Raw genomic sequence first — 17,318 nt, 5'->3', positions numbered from 1 at the left:
GTACGCAGCGGCTCGCGGCCGCGGCCGATGTCCAGCAGGACCAGCTCGTAGCAGCGCCTCGCGGCGTCGAGCACCCCGGCCACAGCGGCCGCGTCGACTGCCTTGGGCCGCTCACGGTTGCCCGGCCAGGACAGGAAGGAGAAGCCGCCCGCTTCGGGCAGCGCCTCGTGCAACTGGTCCGGGTCGATGCTGCCGCTGGCCTCGGCGAGGTCGGGCCAGCGGAGCCCGGGGGCGTCTTCCGCGGCGAGTGCCAGTTCGAGGCCGCCGCCCCACGGATCGCCGTCGACCAGGAGCACGCGGGCGCCGAGGCCTGCGGCGGCCTGCGCCAGCCAGATCGCGGCAGTCGTCGCCCCGGCCCCGCCACAGCCGCCGACGACGCCGAGGACGTGCCCGCCGGGATCCGGGGCGTTCGAGCGGCTCAGGTACTCGGCCAGCCACGGGCTGCCTTCGGGGAGGACCGCCACGCGTTCGGCCCCCATCGCGGCGGCCAACTGCCACAGGCTGTCCCCTTCGCCGCTCAGCCCCACCAGCACTGCGGGGGCACGGCGCCGGTAGGGCAGCTCGGGCACATCGCTGCCGACCAGCACCGCGCCGGCGGAGTCCCAGTACGGCGCGGCCTCCGCAACGTCCCGGACCAGGCTCAGCTGGCGCCCGGCCGCGGCGACAATGCGCTCCACCTCGCCCCGCAGGACCTCGGATCCGGTCACCAGCAGCGTCTCCGCCGCCTCACCGGGAAGCCACGACCCGGGACTCGGCCCGGGCTGGGGGTCGGTCCCGGACACGGGTTCCGGGACCACGGGCTCGGGTAGCTGATGCCTGTTCATGCAATCACTGTGGGCGTGCCGGGCACGGGACGGAACCGCCGCCGCCAGCTATGTGGAGAACCGCGGCGAGTTCTGGCAACTGGCGGCCGCTACCGGAACGACAGGGCAGAATTGAGCCTATGCATCTGCTGCTTGCCGCCCACGCCGACGGCGCAGCCCTACAGCAGCTCACGGCCCAGGGCGAGCCCGATCCTGCCGCCCCCGAACCGCTCTTGGTCAGCTCGGCAGAGCTGCCCGGCGTCGTGCGTGAACTGGAACTGGGYCGCCCGCGCTGGATCTGGCACCGGACGCAGGACTGGTACCCGGCATTGCTCGGCGCCGGCGTCGAACTGGAACGCTGCTACGACCTGACCCTGTGCGGCGCCATCCTGGCCCACTCGGAGTTCACCGCGCACACCGATTACGCCCGGAACGCGGAGAAACTGACCCAGGATGACGACGTCGAGCAGCCGCCGCGGGTGCTGCAGCCCCCGCCCCAGCCTGCGGACCAGGGAGCGTTGTTCGATGACCCCGGGCTGCGCGCGGCGCCGCGCCATTCGCCCGAGGAGCTCCGCGCCGAGTACGCCGCTCAGCAGGAAGCCCTGGCCGGAATCGAGCCCGGCGGCGAGCGGCGAAAACAGCGGCTCCAACTGCTGCTCGCCGCCGAGTCCGCCGGGGCCATGATCGCCGCCGAGATGCAGCACACCGGTGTGCCTTGGCGCGAAGAACTGCACGAGCAGATCCTCGCGGACCATCTCGGGCCGCGGCCGCCCCAGGGCCAGCGCCCGGCCCGACTGGAGGCACTCAACACCGAGCTTCGGCGCCTGTTGCAGTCCCCGGCGTTGAACCCGGATTCCCCTCAGGAACTGATGCGTGCCCTGCACCGCAACGGCATCGAGGTGAAATCCACCCGCCAGTGGGAGCTCAAGGAATCCAGCCACCCAGCCATCGAACCGCTGCTGGCCTACAAGAAACTCGCCCGACTCCACGCCGCCAACGGCTGGGCGTGGCTCGACGCCTGGGTTAAAGACGGCCGGTTCCAGCCCGAATATGTGGTGGGCGGCGTGGTGTCCGGGCGCTGGGCCTCGCGCGGCGGCGGTGCGCTGCAGATTCCGCGCCAGATCCGCGGTGCCGTCCACGCCGACCCGGGCCACAAGCTGATCGTGGCCGATGCGTCACAGCTGGAGCCGCGGGTGCTGGTGGCGCTGGCCCAGGATTCCAGGATGGCCGAAGCCGCCCGCGACAAGGACCTCTACGCCGGCATCGCCGCGCAGGGCTTCGGCGGCGACCGGGCCAAGGCCAAGGTCGCGTTGCTCGGCGCCATTTACGGTGCCACCACCGGGGAATCCGGGCGGCTGATGCCGCAACTGGCCCGCACCTATCCGCGCGCCGTCGGGTTTGTCGAGCAGGCCGCCCGCGACGGCGAGGCAGGGAAAACCGTCACGTCCCGGCTGGGCCGCAGCAGCCCGCCACCCTCGGAGCGGTGGCGGCGCAGCCAGCAGTCCGCCACCGCGGAGGAACAACGCCGGGCCGATATGCTGGCACGCTCGCGCGGGAGATTCACCCGGAACTTCGTGGTGCAGGGTTCCGCCGCTGACTGGGCCGCCTGTTGGTTGGCGGAACTGCGACGGCGGCTCCGCACCCTGCGCGCGTCAGGCTCTCCCGCCGGGGAGCTGGTCTTCTTCCTGCACGATGAAGTGATGGTCCACTGCCCGGATGATGCCGTTGCCGCCTGCAGCCAGGCCATCGAGGAATCTGCGGCGGCCGCGAAGGAACTGCTCTTCGGCAGGATCCCGGTGGATTTCCCGGTGAGCATCGCCGTCGCCGACTCATACGACAAAGCTAAATAAACAGCGCCAAAATGCCGCCGGGAGCCGCCCGAAATTCGCCGCGGGCGGCGGCCCGGACACCCGGGGTAACGTACCCGCCAGTAGCGTTGCGTCCGCTCTGTGACCCCCTATACGCTCGAAAAGCCCGAAAACGGGGCAACGAACATTGGGGAGGCAGCAGAGTGGCTGGCATATTCGAGATCGCAGCAGACGGAGACGAGTCGTACTTCTTCAAGCTGACCGCGTCGGACGGGACAGTACTTGCTGTTTCACCGCTTTACAACACCATCAGGGGCGCAGCCGCGGGCATCACAGCGGTGCGCGAAAATGCCGCCACCGGCCTGGTGGTGGACCGCTCCACAAGCTGACACGCCCAGCCACCGCGGAGCGTTAGCCGTCGATCCCGAGGAGCCGGGTGCGGTCCCACGGGACGGACCAGCCCAGCTGGTCGAACAGCTGGTTGAGGATCATCCCGGTGAAGCCCCACACCACCACACCGTTGACGGTGAACGCCGGGCTCTGGAACGTCTGACCGGCGCGGCTGACGGTCGCCATGACCCGGTTGTCCGGATCCAGCAGGTCCCGGACCGGCACCCGGAACACCTGGGAGGATTCGCCGTAGTCCACCACCCGGACGGGCGACTGCGACGCCCACCAGCCGAGGACCGGCGTAACCAGGAAATTCCCGCGGGGCAGGGCAAGTTCGGGCATGATGCCGAGGACCTCCACGCCCCGCGGGTCCAGGCCGGTTTCCTCTTCAGCCTCGCGCAGGGCCGCCTCGGTGACGGATTCGCCGGGGTCGATGCCGCCACCGGGGAACGCCACCTGGCCCGGATGGTCGTCCAGGGTCTGCGCGCGCTGGAGCAGAAGGACGTCCAAATCCGCCGGCGCCAGCAGCTTCACCGACGTCGCGGGGACATCGTCCAGCGAGCCGAACAGCATCAGCACGGCGGCGCGGCGCACTCGTTCGCCGGGTTCGACCACCAGCTCGCGCCAGCGCGGATCCGGCGCCGGCGCCGTGCCTGCCTGCACCGCGGCCACGTGGTCGATCAGGTCCTGGCGGGCGGTCACTGCGGCCTCCTCTGCGATGCCATCCGGATTTCGGCGGCCCGGTGGGTTTCCGCCAACAGCTTCCCGAGCAGCTCCTCCTGGCCCGGCGCCAGTTCGTACTTCAGCAGCTTCCTGGCCTTGTCCGGGTCAGTCTCGCCGGCACCGTAGCTCGGACACCAGGTCGCCACCGCGCAGGCCCCGCAGGCCGGCTTGCGCGAATGGCAGACACGCCGGCCGTGGAAGACGACGCGGTGCGAGAGCATGGTCCAGTCCTTCGGCTCAAACAGCTCGGCGACGTCGGCTTCGACGCGGACGGGATCGTCCGAGTCCGTCCAGCCGAAGCGGCGGGCCAGCCGGCCGAAGTGGGTGTCCACCGTGATGCCCGGGACACCGAAGGCGTTGCCGAGGACGACGTTTGCGGTCTTACGTCCTACGCCCGGCAGCTTCACCAGGTCTTCGAGCCGGCCGGGCACCAAGCCGTCGTAGTCGTCGACAAGCCTGGTGCACAGCGCCATCAGGTTCCGTGTTTTGGCCCGGAAGAAGCCGGTGGGTTTGATGATGGCTTCCAGTTCGGCTGCCTCGGCCTCTGCCATGCTCCGGGCATCCGGAAAGCGGGCGAAGAGCAGCGGCGTGATCTGGTTGACCAGCACGTCGGTGGTCTGTGCCGAGAGCACAGTGGCCACCACCAGCTCGAACGGGCTGCGGAAATCCAGTTCGGCGTGCGCGTAGGGGTACTGCTCCGCCAGCGCCTTGTTGATCCGGCGGGCGCGGCGCTTGAGCCCCAGCAGGGACTCCGCGCCCGCCCGCGGCCCGGACTTCGCGTTCAGGACTTTCCCGCCGGGGGTCTTCCCGCCAGGGGGTTGCGCGCTCCCGGGTTCGATCGCCACGGCCCGGTTAGCCGCGTTCGATGTTGCTGAGGTCCCGGAGGACGCCCACACGGCCGTCCGTGTGCTGGACCAGGAACTCGTGGCCGCGGTCTTCCAGAGCGAGCACCCAGCCGCCGGGTTCGACAACGAACGCGGGCGCCCCGGTGCGCTCGTCCACAGCTGTGCGGGGCTGCGCGACGGCGAACCAGAAAGCCTCATAGGCAGGCTGCGGAGCCGCGGCTTCGGGCCGGCTCGCGGGGTCCACGGTGGCGCCGATCGGCTCCTGCGCACGGACCTGCGGTGTCAGCGCGGTGGGGGCCTCGTGGCTTGCGGCCGAAGGCCCGGACGACACCGATGACGCGGCCGACGCGCCCGCAGCGGCCGGTGCGGGTGCGGCCTGAGTCTGCTCGGCGGGAGGAGCCACTACTCCGGCCCCGGCGGGCGGAGCATCTGCCGCCGTCGGCGTCGGGGAAACGGAGGGGACGACGCCGTGCGCCTGGGTGGCCGGCTCGTCGGACGCCGGGCGGTCATTTCCCGCGCCGAAGACGGCACCCGCCTCGATCCCGCTGCCCCCCACAGCGGTGGCGCCGGCACCGCTGTGGGGGGCAGCGCCGGCAGCAGCCGCGGCAGGGCTGGCGCCCGCGTGGGGCGCACCGTTGGACTCCTGGCCCCTGGGGACGTGCGCTGAACTGCCGCCCTGCCTGCCGGGCGCGATCCGCTTCGCCCAGCCGGCCAGCGGGCTGCTGCTTCCCTCTTTGGCGGGCTTGGCTTCGCCAGCGGTCTTGGGAGGCTTCGGGGCGCGCGGCTTCCGGACCGGCTCCGCGGCTTCCCGCGCCACGACGTGGGCCGGCGCTTCGGCGCGGTGCAGGAAATCACCGGCGAGCGCCGGGAACAGCCGCGCCAGCACGGTGGCCGCGAAAAGCCCAAGCGCGCCTACGAGGCCAAGCAGCATGCTCGGCACAAACGCCCCGGCGGCCGCCAGGAAGAAGAACGCCAGGCTGAAGGACGCCACGACAGAGGCGAACTGGTCAATCGAGAGGGATCCGATGCGGATCTTCGTGCCCGGGCTTACCCGGCGCGCAACAAAGAGGGCTGCGACGATCAGCGGCAGCAGGACGCCCAGGCCCAAGAAGAAGAGGCTGCCCAGGTTCCAGAGGTTGTACCGAATGGCGAACATGGGGATCAGGGAGGCGATGAAGAGAATCAGCGTGGAGCCGAAGACGGTGAGGTCGCGGACAGTGAAAGGCCCCAGAACTGCCTCGTTGTTCTTCACGTTCGGCTTATCGACGGTGAAGCGTGGTTGTTCCCCCGGCCCATGGGACTGCGCCGGCCCGGACGGGCTTTCGTTTCGGGAGGGCGCTTGGAGCTGCCCGTTGCTTTGCTCGTTCATTCTGTTCTCCTTAGCTTGGCCGCACTCCGGACAGTGCCGCCTAACGGCAGGCAAAAGCTGGACCGCCAGCGGTCCTGTAGCCCCCATCGGATGTCACAACTCCATCTCAGCCTAGTCAAGTGCAGGACTGATCACTAGCTGGCCGGCCGTCACTCCAGCACCAGCGTGGTGGTTCCTTCGCCCTCCGCGTAAACCAGTGTGATTGTCAGCGGGAGTGTGTCCGCGCCGGCCGGGACGCTGAATTCGTGCGTCGTCGCCGCCAGGTCGGCGGTGCACGGGTTCTGCGCAGGCGCTTCGAAGCGGATGCGCACCCGGTCCGGGGCCGTGACTTCGATCCGGGTCGGAACGGCCGCGCAACTGGAGCTGCCCCACAGGGTGATGCCGAACCGTCGGGGCTTCTCCAGCCAGCCCGCCTCCGGCGTTCCCAGCTTCAGCCGGGGCGCGGGAACGGCGCCCGGCGGAACGGACGGCGCGCCTTGCGTGGCACCCGGCGAAACGGGCGGCGTCGGGAGCGTTCCGCGGTAACTGCGGTCGGCCACGCTGGGCGGTCCGGCGCAGCCGGTCAGCATCGGGGCCACAGCGAGAATGAGCGCGGCGAGCGCCGTTCCGTGCCGCTTCACTGCGGCCACCCGCCGCTGGCGCGGGTTCTGGCCCCAAAGTCTCATCTGCTCCCCCATGTCACTACACGTCGTGGGACCAGTCTCAGTCGTGCGTGCCCGCTCCGCCAGTCCCGGCTGCTCATTGCAGTCCTCCATTCGGCGCTTAATAAACACCGCTCACGGTTCGCTTTGTGACCGGGCGCACGTTCCGTCCGAGGCAGGCGTTAGGGTGTATTTCGGAACAGCTCTTTGCGGTACGCCCGTGACCAGCCGCTGCCCGACGCCGCGCATGCGGCCCGGGAGCGCGGCGGAAACGGACGTCCGTGCAGCACGGATCGATGAATGATGAGGTTCACCATGTCCCAGCAGGCCCCAGGCTCCACCGCGACGACGCCCCCACAGGGCGATGCCTTCGAAAACCTGTCGCAGGAGAACCGCAAGTTCGCCCCCTCTGCGGAATTCGCCGCGAACGCCGTGGTCACCGCCGCGGACTATGCCGCGGCCGACGCCGACCGGCCTGCCTTCTGGGCCAAGCAAGCCCRCGGCCTGCTGAGCTGGAGCAAGGACTTCACCGAAACGCTGGACTGGTCCAACGCACCGTTCGCGAAATGGTTCGTCGGCGGCGAAATCAACGCCGCGTACAACGCCTTGGACCGGCACGTCGAGGCCGGCAACGGGGACCGGGTCGCGATCTACTTCGAGGGCGAGCCGGGCGACACCCGGACCTACACCTACGCGCAGCTCACCGACGAGGTCAAGAAGGCAGCCAACGCGTTCGAGTCCCTCGGTGTGGCCAAGGGCGACCGCGTCGCCGTGTACCTGCCGATGATCCCCGAGGCCGTCATCACCCTGCTGGCCTGCGCCCGGATCGGGGCCATCCACTCGGTGGTCTTCGGCGGCTTCTCCGCGGAGGCGCTCCGGTCCCGGATCGACGACGCCGAGGCCAAACTGGTTGTCACCGCCGACGGCACCTACCGCCGCGGCAAGCCCAGCTCACTCAAGCACGCCGTCGACGACGCGTTGTCCCACGAGGGTGACGGTGACGGCCACACCGTCCAGAACGTCGTCGTGGTCAAGCGCAACGGCCAGGACGTGGACTGGCACGACGGCCGGGACCACTGGTGGTCCGACACGGTCGGGGCCGCCTCCGCGGAGCACACCGCCGTCGGCCACGACTCCGAACACCCCCTCTTCATCCTCTACACCTCGGGCACCACCGGAAAGCCCAAGGGCATCCTGCACACTACCGGCGGCTACCTCACGCAGGGCGCGTACACCCACAAGGCGGTCTTCGACCTGCACCCGGAGACGGACGTCTACTGGTGCACCGCCGACGTCGGCTGGGTCACCGGCCACTCCTACGTTGCCTACGCGCCGCTGATCAACGGCGCCACCCAGGTGATGTACGAGGGTACCCCCGACTTCCCGCACCAGGGCCGCTGGTGGGAGATCGTGGAGAAGTACAAGGTCTCCATCCTCTACACCGCCCCCACCGCGATCCGCACCTTCATGAAGTGGGGCAAGGAGATCCCGGCGAAGTCGGACCTCTCCTCCATCCGGGTCCTGGGCTCGGTGGGCGAACCCATCAACCCCGAGGCATGGATGTGGTACCGGGACGTCATCGGCGCCAACGCCGGAGCTCACGGGGAGAAGAAGGAACACCCGGCACCGATCGTCGACACCTGGTGGCAGACCGAGACCGGCGCGCAGATGATCGCGCCGCTGCCCGGTGTGACGGCCACCAAGCCTGGCTCCGCACAGGTCCCGCTGCCCGGCATCGCCGTGGATGTCGTCGATGAGGCCGGCGAGTCCGTGCCCAACGGTCACGGCGGCTTCCTGGTGATCCGCGAACCGTGGCCCGCCATGCTGCGCGGTATCTGGGGCGATCCGGAGCGTTTCAAGGAAACCTACTGGTCCMGCTTCGAGACGATGTATTTCGCCGGCGACGGCRCCAAGAAGGACGAGGACGGCGACATCTGGCTGCTCGGCCGGGTGGACGATGTCATGAACATCTCCGGCCACCGGCTCTCCACCGCGGAGATCGAATCCGCGCTCGTGTCCCACCCGGCCGTGGCGGAAGCGGCCGTCGTGGGCGCGGCGGACGAGACCACCGGGCAGGCGGTCGTGGCGTTTGTGATCCTGCGCGGGGACGCGGTGGATTCGGGCGAGGCGATGGTGCAGGAGCTCCGCAACCACGTGGGCAAGGAAATCGGGCCGATCGCCAAGCCCAAGACCATCCTGATCGTCCCCGAACTGCCCAAGACCCGCTCCGGCAAGATCATGCGGCGCCTGCTCAAGGACGTTGCGGAAGGCCGGGAGGTGGGTGACGCCACCACGCTGGCAGACAACACCGTGATGGCCCAGATCGCGCGCTCGCTTAAGCAGTAGGCGCAGGCCGCGGCCGGCACCGACGGCGGCGCCGCCCACGTACGAGGGCGACGCCGCCCACGTCTGCGATTACCGGGCGCGGACCACGACGACTTCGAAGGTCGTGGCGGCGGGGCCCGTCGATTTCAGGGTGCGGGGGGGCCCAGGCTGCCCGGCGGATTGCGTTCGCTACGTGAATGTTGCGCATGATGACGCACCAAAAGATTGGGCTTTTGTGCGCGGACCGACCGCCACGGGGACTCCGCACGATGGTCATTTCAGTTCAAGCAGGGGACCCCGCACGGGCCAGAGCCCGCTGTTACGCGATACATTGGCTGGCATGAGCGAAGCCACCCCCACGGACGCCGGCCGCGGCACCATCCTGGTCCTCAACGGACCCAACCTGAATTTGCTGGGCACCCGGGAGCCGGAAAAGTACGGGACGGCCACGCTGGCCGACGTCGAACAACTCGCCAGGGACACCGCCGCAGCGCACGGGCTCGACGTCGAATGCTTCCAGTCCAACCATGAGGGCGCCCTCGTGGACGCGATCCATGCCGCCCGCGGGAAAGCGGTGGGGATCGTCCTGAACGCCGGCGCCTACACGCACACCTCGGTGGCGATCAGGGACGCGATCACGGCGGTCCAGCTGCCCGCCGTCGAAGTCCACATCACCAACGTCCACGCCAGGGAAGCGTTCCGGCACCACTCCTACCTCTCGGACATCAGCAAGGCCGTGATCGCCGGCGCGGGCGTCCTCGGGTACCGGTTCGCCATCGAATATCTCGCCGAACTGCATGCCGGCCAAGACTGACACACTTACTTCTTGATGCACTGCCCGGATGAGACGGCGTTGCCCAGCCCCGGCGCCTGCGCGGCCACGGGACCGAGGTCGTTCATGGTGATCGCGAAGCCGAGCGAGTTTTCGGTGGTGGATTTCGCGAAGACCACGCCGGCCACCTGACCTTCCGCCGTGAGCAGCGGTCCGCCCGAGTTGCCCGGCTGGACGTCGCCGGCGATCCGGTAGACATCCTCAGCCGCAGCGTTATTGCCATAAATGTCCGGGACCAGGACGGTGGCGATGTCGCGCACCGTGGCGGGTTTGGACTGGAACGGGCCGCCGTGCGGATAGCCCGCGAACGCCGCCGGGCTGCCGGCGGGAAGGTTGGAGCTCAGCGGCAACGGCGCGGAGGGCAGCCCGTCGACGGCCAGCACGGCAAGGTCGTGCCGGCTGTCGAAGTAGACGACCCTGCCCGGGAGCGCTCCGCCGCCCGGGACCTCGACGACGGGCTGCGGGACACCGGCCACCACGTGGGCGTTGGTCACCACCCGTCCGGGCGAGACCACGAAGCCGGTTCCGGTCTGGTTCTGCCCGCACTGGTAGGCGGTCCCGGCGATCTTCAGCACGGAGGCGGCCGCCTTGTTCAGCGCCGGGGTGTCGGTGCTGGCATCCGGAACCGCGACGGGCTGACCCCCGATGCCCTCGAAAAGGGTGGGGATCCCGTCGCCGATGACGGCGGAGCGCAATTGGGCCATGGACGTCTTCAGCGGTGTGGGTGTGACGCCGTCGATAAACCCAATCACCTTGGAGTCGGCGAGCTGCTGGGAAACGAAGGGGACACCAAGGGCGCTGATGCTGAACGCCAGCATGGACATCACGAGGGCGGAGACGGCGACGTTGACGCCGCCGCCGGCTACACGGTCGGCCAGCCGGAGCGGGCTGATCTTAACGACGCTCCGGAGGCGCCGGCCGATCGCGGTGCCCAGCCCGTGACCCAACATCATCAGCACCACGGCCGCAGCGATGATCGCGGTGAGCCGCCAGGTGGGGTCATCGACCAGCTTGCTGACGATCGGTACGGACAGGAAGGCGGCCACGGCGCCGGCAGCGAACCCCGCGATGCCGCCGAACGTCACCAGGAAGCCGTTACGCAAGCCGTAGATCAGGTAGGACAGCAGCGTCAGAATCAACGCGAGGTCCAGGATGGTCAAGCCGAACACCGGGGCTCCTTAAGGACTTGTCAGGTCCACATTCTACCGGCGCGGGCCGACAGTTTGTCTGCCGCCTGCAGCGGCGTCCGACGTCGCGACCCGCGGCCAGCTCCGACGCCGAGGCTGAGCGTCCGACAGCTCGGCGGCGTGCTGGGGCGTGCGGCGTCGTCGCGCCCGGCGTCGTTCTCCGGCGTCGTATAGGGGGTTTCGGTGCCAAGTACGTCACAGAAGCCGCAAAATTCTGAAACAATGGCTAAAGCGCCCCAGCCGACACAGCAAGTCAGGAGTTTTCATGGATATCGAGGTATTGCGCCGCRCACCCCTTTTCGCCACGCTCGACGACGAGGCGTTCCGTCTGTTGACGGACGAACTCACCGAGGTGGACCTCTCACGCGGAGCCTCGGTTTTCCGGGAAGGCGACCAGGGTGACCAGCTGTACTTCATCGTCTCCGGCAAAGTGAAGCTCGGCCGCACGTCCCCCGACGGCCGCGAGTCCCTGCTCGCCATTCTCGGCCCCGGCGAACTCTTCGGCGAAATGGCCCTGTTCGACCCCAGCCCGCGCACCGCCACGGCCACGGCCGTCTCCGAAACCCGGCTGGCCGGCCTGCGGAACGAGAGCCTCAACGCCCTCCTGCGCACCCGCCCGGAGGTCTCGGCCCAGCTGCTGCAGGCCCTCGCCCGGCGCCTGCGCCGCACCAACGACTCACTCTCCGACCTGGTCTTCTCCGACGTTCCGGGCCGCGTGGCCAAGGCGCTGCTGGACCTGGCCGACCGCTTTGGCCGCCCCGCGACCGACGGCGTCCTCGTCGCCCACGAACTCACCCAGGAAGAGCTGGCCCAACTGGTCGGCGCCTCCCGCGAGACCGTCAACAAGGCACTCGCAGAATTCGTCCAGCGCGGCTGGCTGCGCCTCGAGGCCCGCGCCGTCGTCATCCTCGACATGCAGCGGCTCCGTCAGCGCTCACGCTAAAGCGTTTCCCAGCACACCGAAGGCCGGCCCGTGGAAACGGACCGGCCTTCGGCGGTTAACGCGTTCAGCGGTTTAGGCCTTCAGCGGTTAGGGCTGGGGTGAGTTGCGTTCGGTGGGGCCGGTGGCGCAGGGCAGGTGCCGTGGTTTCACACGCTCGGGGCATGAGGCTCGGCAGGCTCCTGCGGCCGGGATCCCGCTCCCCCGGAGCATGCCCATTCTTGGCGCCCCGCCGCCCCGGACATGCCCAGTCCCCGCGGCGAGGAATGGGCATAATGCCAGCATGCCCATTGGCCCCGGCTAGCGCAGGGCATGTCCCCAGGCCTGCCCAAGCGCGCGGGGGCATGTCCAGCGGTGGCAACCCCAGAAGGGCATGTCCAGTGGTCAAACAAAGCCAAGAACCAGCCCCGGCGCATGTTCCCACGCCAGCCCAAGCGAGCGGAGGGCATGTCCAACGGTGGCAGGCCCAGAAGGGCATGTCCAGTGCCGGCGAGCAGCCCGGGTCTACCGGACCCGCGGGGGTTCGCCGGCCGCGGCCTTCGCGGCCTCGACCTGCAACATGAGCTTGCCGTCGACCTCCACCAGGGTCGGCTGGTAGGGGTGCGCGGTGCGTTTGTGGCTGAGGTAGGCGATGCAGCCGTTCGCGGCGGCCATCTTCTCCAGCATGATCTCCGAGCCCGGAACCAGGAGTTGGCCCAGCGTCAGGCCCACCGTGTTCGGCTGCCCCACCTCGTCGCCGAGGGCCGTGGTGTCACGCTCGGCGACCACCTTGCGGACGCAGACCCAGCGCGCCCACACGCCCTTGCTGGCCAACATCGAGGGCTGCTGGTTCATCGGCACGGTCGCGGCAAAGTACCTGGTATTGAAACGTCGGTGCGAGAAGTCCGGACTGAGCCAGTTCACCAGCGGTTTGAGCAGGTCGGTCCGCAGGGAAAGTCCGCGCTTGGCCAGCACGTCTGCGAATGCCTTCTCCTGATCGGCCACGGCTTCCCTGACACGCATAATCTCGGCGGTCGAGGTTCCTTCCACGGTGCTGGACAGGTCCGGGCCGGCGAGCAGAATCCCGGTCTCCTCGAATAGCTCCCGGATCGCGCCCACCACATGCCGGCGCACCAGCCCGACGTCGGTGGAACCCAGCTTCTCCGCCCACTGCTGCGGAGTGGGGCCCAGCCAGCCGATGGCGGCGTCGTCGGAGGCCTCCAGTGACCCGCCAGGGAAGGCGAGGACGCCCAGGGGCGAAGTGCCGGGCCGGTAGCCCAGCCAGGTCTCCAGGCCGGTGGGCGAATCCCGCAGCAGGACCACGGAAGAGGCATGGCGTGGGGCCCGCGGGGTCCGCTCGCCGTCTTCAAGCCAGCTGTGGGCTGCCCCCTCCAGATCCGGGGGGAGCACAAACAGGCGTCGTGCTAAGTGTGGCAAGGGAAGTGACCGGCCCTCTAGGTGAATTCTGCTATTAGTTCGACCTCGACGGGCGAGTCGAGCGGCAGCACCGAAACGCCGACGGCGGATCGTGCGTGCTGGCCTGCGTCGCCTAGGACCTTGCCCAGGAGCTCGGAGGCGCCGTTGATGACACCGGGCTGGCCGGTGAACGAGGGATCGGAGGAGACGAAGCCGACCACCTTGACGATCCGCGTGATGCGGTCCAGATCGCCGATCACGCTTTTCACGGCGGCCAGCGCGTTGACGGCGCAGACCTCGGCGTAGCGTTTGGCTGCGTCCGGGGACACCGTCGGCTCATCCGAGGCGCCCTCGGTCCCGGACGAGACCTTGCCGGTGGCCTCGAGCTTGCCGTCGATGAAGGGCAGCTGGCCGGAGGTGTAGACGTGGTTGCCGGAGATGACGGCGGGGACGTATGCGGCCACCGGGGCGGCCACCGCGGGAAGCGTGAGGCCAAGCTCGGCGAGGCGCTGTTCGACGGCGGACGACGCGCCGGGGGCGGCGGCAGTCCCGCCGGCACCGGCGCCGGTTCCGGCACTGTCCGCGGGGCTATCTACCGCGGCCGGGGCAGCCGTTTCGGGGGTACTCATGGCTAGTTCTTCTCCCGCTTCAGGTAGGCAACGAGGCCGTTTCCGTCGGGGCCCGGAACAACCTGAACAAGCTCCCAGCCGTCGTCGCCCCACTGATCCAGAATCTGCTTCGTCGCGTGGATAATGAGCGGAATCGTGGCGTACTCCCATTTGGTCATGAAGTAAAGCCTAGTCCTTGCCGGTAAAGTGGAAAACATGGCGACTGGCAAGAACCCTTTATTCGACACGGCCACCACCCTCGGAAAGATCATTCTCTTCCTTGGCGTGAGCGCGATTTGTGGTGTGCTCGTGGCGGGACTGCTGGTCCCCGCCGCCGCCCTCTCGGGCAACACGGCCAGCGGGTCGATCAAATTCTTTGAGACCCTGCCGGCCGAGCTGCAGGTTGATCCGCCGAGCCAGGCGACCACGATCCTTGCCGCCGACGGCAGCGTGATCGCCAGCGTCTTCTCGGAGAACCGCACCCGCGTGTCGCTGGACCAGATGTCGCCCTACATCAAGGACGCGGTGATCTCCATCGAGGACAGCCGCTTCTACGAGCACGGCGGCGTGGACACCACCGGCATCCTTCGCGCCCTCGTCAGCACCGCCCGCGGCAACAAGCAGGGTGCGTCGACCATCACGCAGCAGTACGTCAACAACGTCATCAACTCCTCTCTGGAGTCCGAGGGTAAAAGCGACCAGATCCTCCTCAACGGCGTCAACAAGGGCGTGGGGGACAAACTCCGCGAGATGAAGCTCGCGATCGCCTTGGAGAAGAAGTTCACCAAAGAACAAATCCTTGAGGGCTACCTCAATATCGTGTTCTTCAACCGGGACGCCTACGGCATCGAGGCGGCGTCGAAGTTCTTCTTCAGCACCAGCGCCAAGGACCTCTCCCTGCCGCAGGCCGCGCTGCTGGCCGGACTGGTCAACAGCCCGTCCTTCTACGACCCGATCGTCCACCCGGATAACGCCAAGGTGCGCCGCGACCTGGTACTCAAGGCCATGCTGAGCCAAGGCAAGATCAAGCAGCCGGACTACGACGCGGCCGTAGCGACTCCGGTGGAAACCAAGGTGACCCAGGCCAAACAGGGCTGCCAGAACGCTGCGATGGCGCCCTATTTCTGCGACTACGTCCTGCACCTGTTGCAGAACAACCCGGCGTACGGTGCGGATGAGGCCACCCGTACGCGGAAGATCGTCCGCGGCGGCCTGACCATCAAGACCACTCTGGACCCCAAGGCCCAAGCCGTCGCCCAAGCCCAGGTGGATGCCTCGGCCGGGGCGAACCCGGACAAGTGGGGCGCTGCCCTGGTCTCGGTCCAGCCCGGCACCGGCCAGATCACCAACATGGCCCAAAACACCGTCTGGTTGCCCGCTGAGGGCAAGTTCAATACCCAGATCAACTTCAGCGTCGATAAGCTCGACGCGAAGGGCAACGACCTCGGCGGCCTTGGCGGCGCCCAGCCGGGATCGACGATGAAGCCGTTCACCTTCGCGGAATGGCTCAATGAGGGCAAGTCGATGAACACGGTGCTCAACGGCGCCGTGCGGAAGTACCCGCTGAACTTCCCCTGGCGGAACTCCTGCGGCGTGACCRCCGGCGCGTACAACACCGCGGAGAAGGGCCTCGGTGCGGCAGACGACCTGCAGAACGCCGAAGAAACCTGGTACCGCCCCCTGACCGTACTCGAGGGCCTCTACAACTCCATCAACACCATCACCTTCGCGTCCGCTGCCCAACTGGACTTCTGCGGCATCCAGAAGACTGTTGACGCCGTCGGGCTGCACTCCGGCCTGCCCACGACGGACCAGGACGGGAAGATTGTGTTGGACGCGAACGGTAACGTCAAGGATCCGAACCCGAAGATCAACATGTTCTCCACCGGCAACCTGCTGGGTTCCACCCAGACTTCGCCGCTGTCCATGGCCAGTGCCTTCGCGACCTTCGCCAACGACGGCAAGTACTGCGAACCGATCGCCATCACCTCCGTGACGGATGCAACCGGCGCCCAACTCCCGGCACAGGCCACCAGCTGCCGGGACGCCATCAAGCCCGAGGTCGCCCGCGGCGTGAACTACGCACTCCAGGAAGTCCTGAACAGGGGATCCGGCGCGCTAATCAAGCCGAGGATCTCCACCCGGACCAACTTCCCGATCGGGGCGAAGACCGGTACCTCGAACAACAACGAGTCCACGTGGGTGGTGGGCCACACCACCGGCCTCGCCACCGCGTCGTGGTTCGGTGACCCGCTGGGCAACCAGAGCCGCCCGGGCCAGAACATCACCATTAACGGCCAGTTCTACAAGGGCATTGACGGTTACATGATCGCCGGTCCGCAGTGGTCCAACTTCATGGCGCAGATTGCCCCGGCCTACGGCACCAACCCGTTCCCGGCCCCGCCTTCGAATATGGTCTCAGGGGGCTACACAGCTCCGGTGCCGAGGGTGTCCACGCAGGCAACAGCTCCGGCGGCTCCGGCGGCGCCGGCAACGACGCAGGCGACGCCGGCCCCCAGCGACAGTGCCCCGCCGGCTGCCGTTCCCGGCACCCCCCCGACGACGCCGTCCACAGGCACCGGCGGGTAACGGATGCCCGCCACCAGAACGCTGGCAAGCCGCGCCCGGAGCATCGGGCGCGGCTTTGCCGTGACCGCGGCCGCCGGAGTAGCCGCTGGCGCCGCGGCAGCGGGCTACGGTCTTTGGGAGAAGAACCAGTTCGTCCTGCGGGAAGAAACCCTTCCGATCCTGCCACCCGGCTTCGGACCGCTGCGCGTGCTGCACCTGAGCGACATCCACTTCGTGCCGGGCCAGCGCCGGAAGGCCGCCTGGCTCGCGTCCCTCGCCGAACTAAGACCGGACCTGGTGGTCAACACCGGAGACAACCTCAGCCACCCTGACGCCGTGGGTCCCGTCCTGGAAGCCCTGCGTCCGCTGCTGGAGTACCCCGGCGTGTTCGTTCCCGGCTCGAACGACTACTACGCCCCACGATTCAAGAACCCGGCATCGTATTTCTTCGGACCCTCTAAACGGCCGAAGAGCCCCGTGGCACTGGACTGGCCGCGGCTCCGGGCCGGTTTCGGCATGGAGGGCTGGGTGGACCTGACCAACCGCTGCCAGTCACTGGTCATCAAGGGCCTGCGCGTGGACTTTTCCGGCGTGGACGATCCGCACCTGCGCCTTGAACGGTACGCAGGCTGGCCCCGCGGCACCAGGGGCCAGGACGCCAAGCCGCACCTGCGGATCGCCGTCGCCCATGCCCCCTACCAGCGGGTGCTGGACCATTTCACCGACGACGCCGCGGACTTGCTGCTGGCCGGGCACACCCACGGCGGGCAGATCTGCATCCCGGGCTACGGGGCACTCGTGGCCAACTGCGACCTCCCCACCTGGCGCGCCAAGGGGCTTCAGAAAGGTCACAGACCTCCGGTCCAAGCTTCACTACCAGGCAC

The 17,318-nt window shown here is 68.5% G+C and carries 16 protein-coding genes; 7 read left to right on the top strand and 9 right to left on the bottom strand.

Annotated elements, in window-relative coordinates:
- On the bottom strand, positions 1–824 hold an 824-nt coding region (ssd, locus tag AB4Y86_RS01715; RefSeq protein WP_441399703.1), incomplete at its 3' end, for a septum site-determining protein Ssd.
- Between the two features lie 119 nt (positions 825–943).
- Here ssd and AB4Y86_RS01710 point away from each other — a divergent pair.
- Together AB4Y86_RS01710 and AB4Y86_RS01705 are read left to right on the top strand one after the other, a co-directional pair.
- Positions 944–2,653, top strand: coding sequence for a bifunctional 3'-5' exonuclease/DNA polymerase (locus AB4Y86_RS01710; RefSeq protein ID WP_441399702.1), 1,710 nt, complete (start codon positions 944–946; stop codon positions 2,651–2,653).
- Positions 2,654–2,814: 161 nt separating this feature from the next.
- Positions 2,815–3,000, top strand: a complete 186-nt coding sequence (locus AB4Y86_RS01705) for a YegP family protein (protein WP_441399701.1) — start codon at positions 2,815–2,817, stop codon at positions 2,998–3,000.
- Positions 3,001–3,022: 22 nt separating this feature from the next.
- Here AB4Y86_RS01705 and AB4Y86_RS01700 read toward each other — a convergent pair whose 3' ends face one another.
- The 4 genes from AB4Y86_RS01700 to AB4Y86_RS01685 form a co-directional block, all read right to left on the bottom strand.
- Complete coding sequence (locus tag AB4Y86_RS01700; protein ID WP_441399700.1) at positions 3,023–3,703, bottom strand: NUDIX hydrolase; 681 nt, start codon at positions 3,701–3,703, stop codon at positions 3,023–3,025.
- Positions 3,700–4,509, bottom strand: coding sequence for an endonuclease III (gene nth / locus AB4Y86_RS01695; RefSeq protein ID WP_441399705.1), 810 nt, complete (start codon positions 4,507–4,509; stop codon positions 3,700–3,702). The genes AB4Y86_RS01700 and nth overlap by 4 nt, the downstream gene beginning before the upstream one ends.
- Before the next feature lie 67 nt (positions 4,510–4,576).
- Positions 4,577–5,938 carry a hypothetical protein gene (locus AB4Y86_RS01690; RefSeq protein ID WP_441399699.1) on the bottom strand — a complete coding sequence of 454 codons (1,362 nt, stop codon included), beginning with the start codon at positions 5,936–5,938 and terminating at the stop codon, positions 4,577–4,579.
- A 149-nt stretch (positions 5,939–6,087) separates the two neighbouring features.
- Entirely contained in the window at positions 6,088–6,603 is a 516-nt protein-coding gene (locus AB4Y86_RS01685; RefSeq protein WP_441399698.1) for a hypothetical protein, read from the bottom strand.
- A 291-nt stretch (positions 6,604–6,894) separates the two neighbouring features.
- Here AB4Y86_RS01685 and acs point away from each other — a divergent pair, with 291 nt between their 5' ends.
- A complete protein-coding gene (gene acs, locus AB4Y86_RS01680) occupies positions 6,895–8,925 on the top strand; it encodes an acetate--CoA ligase (protein ID WP_441399704.1) in 2,031 nt (676 codons plus the stop codon).
- A 319-nt stretch (positions 8,926–9,244) separates the two neighbouring features.
- The gene (gene aroQ, locus AB4Y86_RS01675) at positions 9,245–9,718 is read left to right on the top strand and encodes a type II 3-dehydroquinate dehydratase (RefSeq protein WP_441399697.1); all 474 of its coding nucleotides are present in this window, start codon (positions 9,245–9,247) and stop codon (positions 9,716–9,718) included.
- Positions 9,719–9,723: 5 nt separating this feature from the next.
- On the opposite strand, the gene AB4Y86_RS01670 is transcribed toward aroQ, so the two are convergent.
- Positions 9,724–10,905, bottom strand: a complete 1,182-nt coding sequence (locus tag AB4Y86_RS01670; protein WP_441399696.1) for a MarP family serine protease — start codon at positions 10,903–10,905, stop codon at positions 9,724–9,726.
- Positions 10,906–11,188: 283 nt separating this feature from the next.
- On the opposite strand from AB4Y86_RS01670, the gene AB4Y86_RS01665 reads away from it, so the two are divergent.
- Positions 11,189–11,866: a Crp/Fnr family transcriptional regulator gene (locus tag AB4Y86_RS01665; protein WP_441399695.1), complete on the top strand. Its 678-nt coding sequence runs from the start codon at positions 11,189–11,191 to the stop codon at positions 11,864–11,866.
- A gap of 501 nt (positions 11,867–12,367) precedes the next feature.
- On the opposite strand, the gene AB4Y86_RS01660 is transcribed toward AB4Y86_RS01665, so the two are convergent.
- From AB4Y86_RS01660 to AB4Y86_RS01650, 3 genes are read right to left on the bottom strand one after another with little or no spacing between them, the layout of a single operon-like run.
- Positions 12,368–13,279, bottom strand: a complete 912-nt coding sequence (locus AB4Y86_RS01660; protein WP_441399694.1) for an NUDIX hydrolase — start codon at positions 13,277–13,279, stop codon at positions 12,368–12,370.
- A 17-nt stretch (positions 13,280–13,296) separates the two neighbouring features.
- Positions 13,297–13,887 carry a RidA family protein gene (locus AB4Y86_RS01655; RefSeq protein ID WP_441399693.1) on the bottom strand — a complete coding sequence of 197 codons (591 nt, stop codon included), beginning with the start codon at positions 13,885–13,887 and terminating at the stop codon, positions 13,297–13,299.
- A gap of 2 nt (positions 13,888–13,889) precedes the next feature.
- Positions 13,890–14,045 (bottom strand): DUF4177 domain-containing protein, encoded by a 156-nt coding sequence (locus AB4Y86_RS01650; RefSeq protein ID WP_175321496.1) that lies wholly within the window; start codon positions 14,043–14,045, stop codon positions 13,890–13,892.
- 37 nt (positions 14,046–14,082) lie between these two features.
- Here AB4Y86_RS01650 and AB4Y86_RS01645 point away from each other — a divergent pair, with 37 nt between their 5' ends.
- Together AB4Y86_RS01645 and AB4Y86_RS01640 are read left to right on the top strand one after the other, a co-directional pair.
- Positions 14,083–16,455 (top strand): transglycosylase domain-containing protein, encoded by a 2,373-nt coding sequence (locus tag AB4Y86_RS01645; protein WP_441399692.1) that lies wholly within the window; start codon positions 14,083–14,085, stop codon positions 16,453–16,455.
- Between the two features lie 3 nt (positions 16,456–16,458).
- Positions 16,459–17,318, top strand: an 860-nt coding sequence (locus AB4Y86_RS01640) for a metallophosphoesterase (protein WP_441399691.1), incomplete at its 3' end; no start/stop codon positions are given.

This window comes from Arthrobacter sp. 2YAF22_2 (assembly GCF_052114645.1).
In the GTDB taxonomy this organism is placed as follows: Bacteria; Actinomycetota; Actinomycetes; order Actinomycetales; family Micrococcaceae; genus Arthrobacter.
The sequence above is the reverse complement of the archived record's forward strand: the minus strand, read 5'-3'. Positions and strand labels throughout refer to the sequence as shown.

Excerpts from the sequence above, each read along its gene's own strand:
- AB4Y86_RS01690 (WP_441399699.1), bottom strand. The coding sequence starts at position 5,938 with ATGAACGAGCAAAGCAACGGGCAGCTCCAAGCGCCCTCCCGAAACGAA.
- AB4Y86_RS01685 (WP_441399698.1), bottom strand. The coding sequence starts at position 6,603 with ATGAGACTTTGGGGCCAGAACCCGCGCCAGCGGCGGGTGGCCGCAGTG.
- aroQ (WP_441399697.1), top strand. The coding sequence starts at position 9,245 with ATGAGCGAAGCCACCCCCACGGACGCCGGCCGCGGCACCATCCTGGTC.
- AB4Y86_RS01655 (WP_441399693.1), bottom strand. The coding sequence starts at position 13,887 with ATGAGTACCCCCGAAACGGCTGCCCCGGCCGCGGTAGATAGCCCCGCG.
- AB4Y86_RS01650 (WP_175321496.1), bottom strand. The coding sequence starts at position 14,045 with ATGACCAAATGGGAGTACGCCACGATTCCGCTCATTATCCACGCGACG.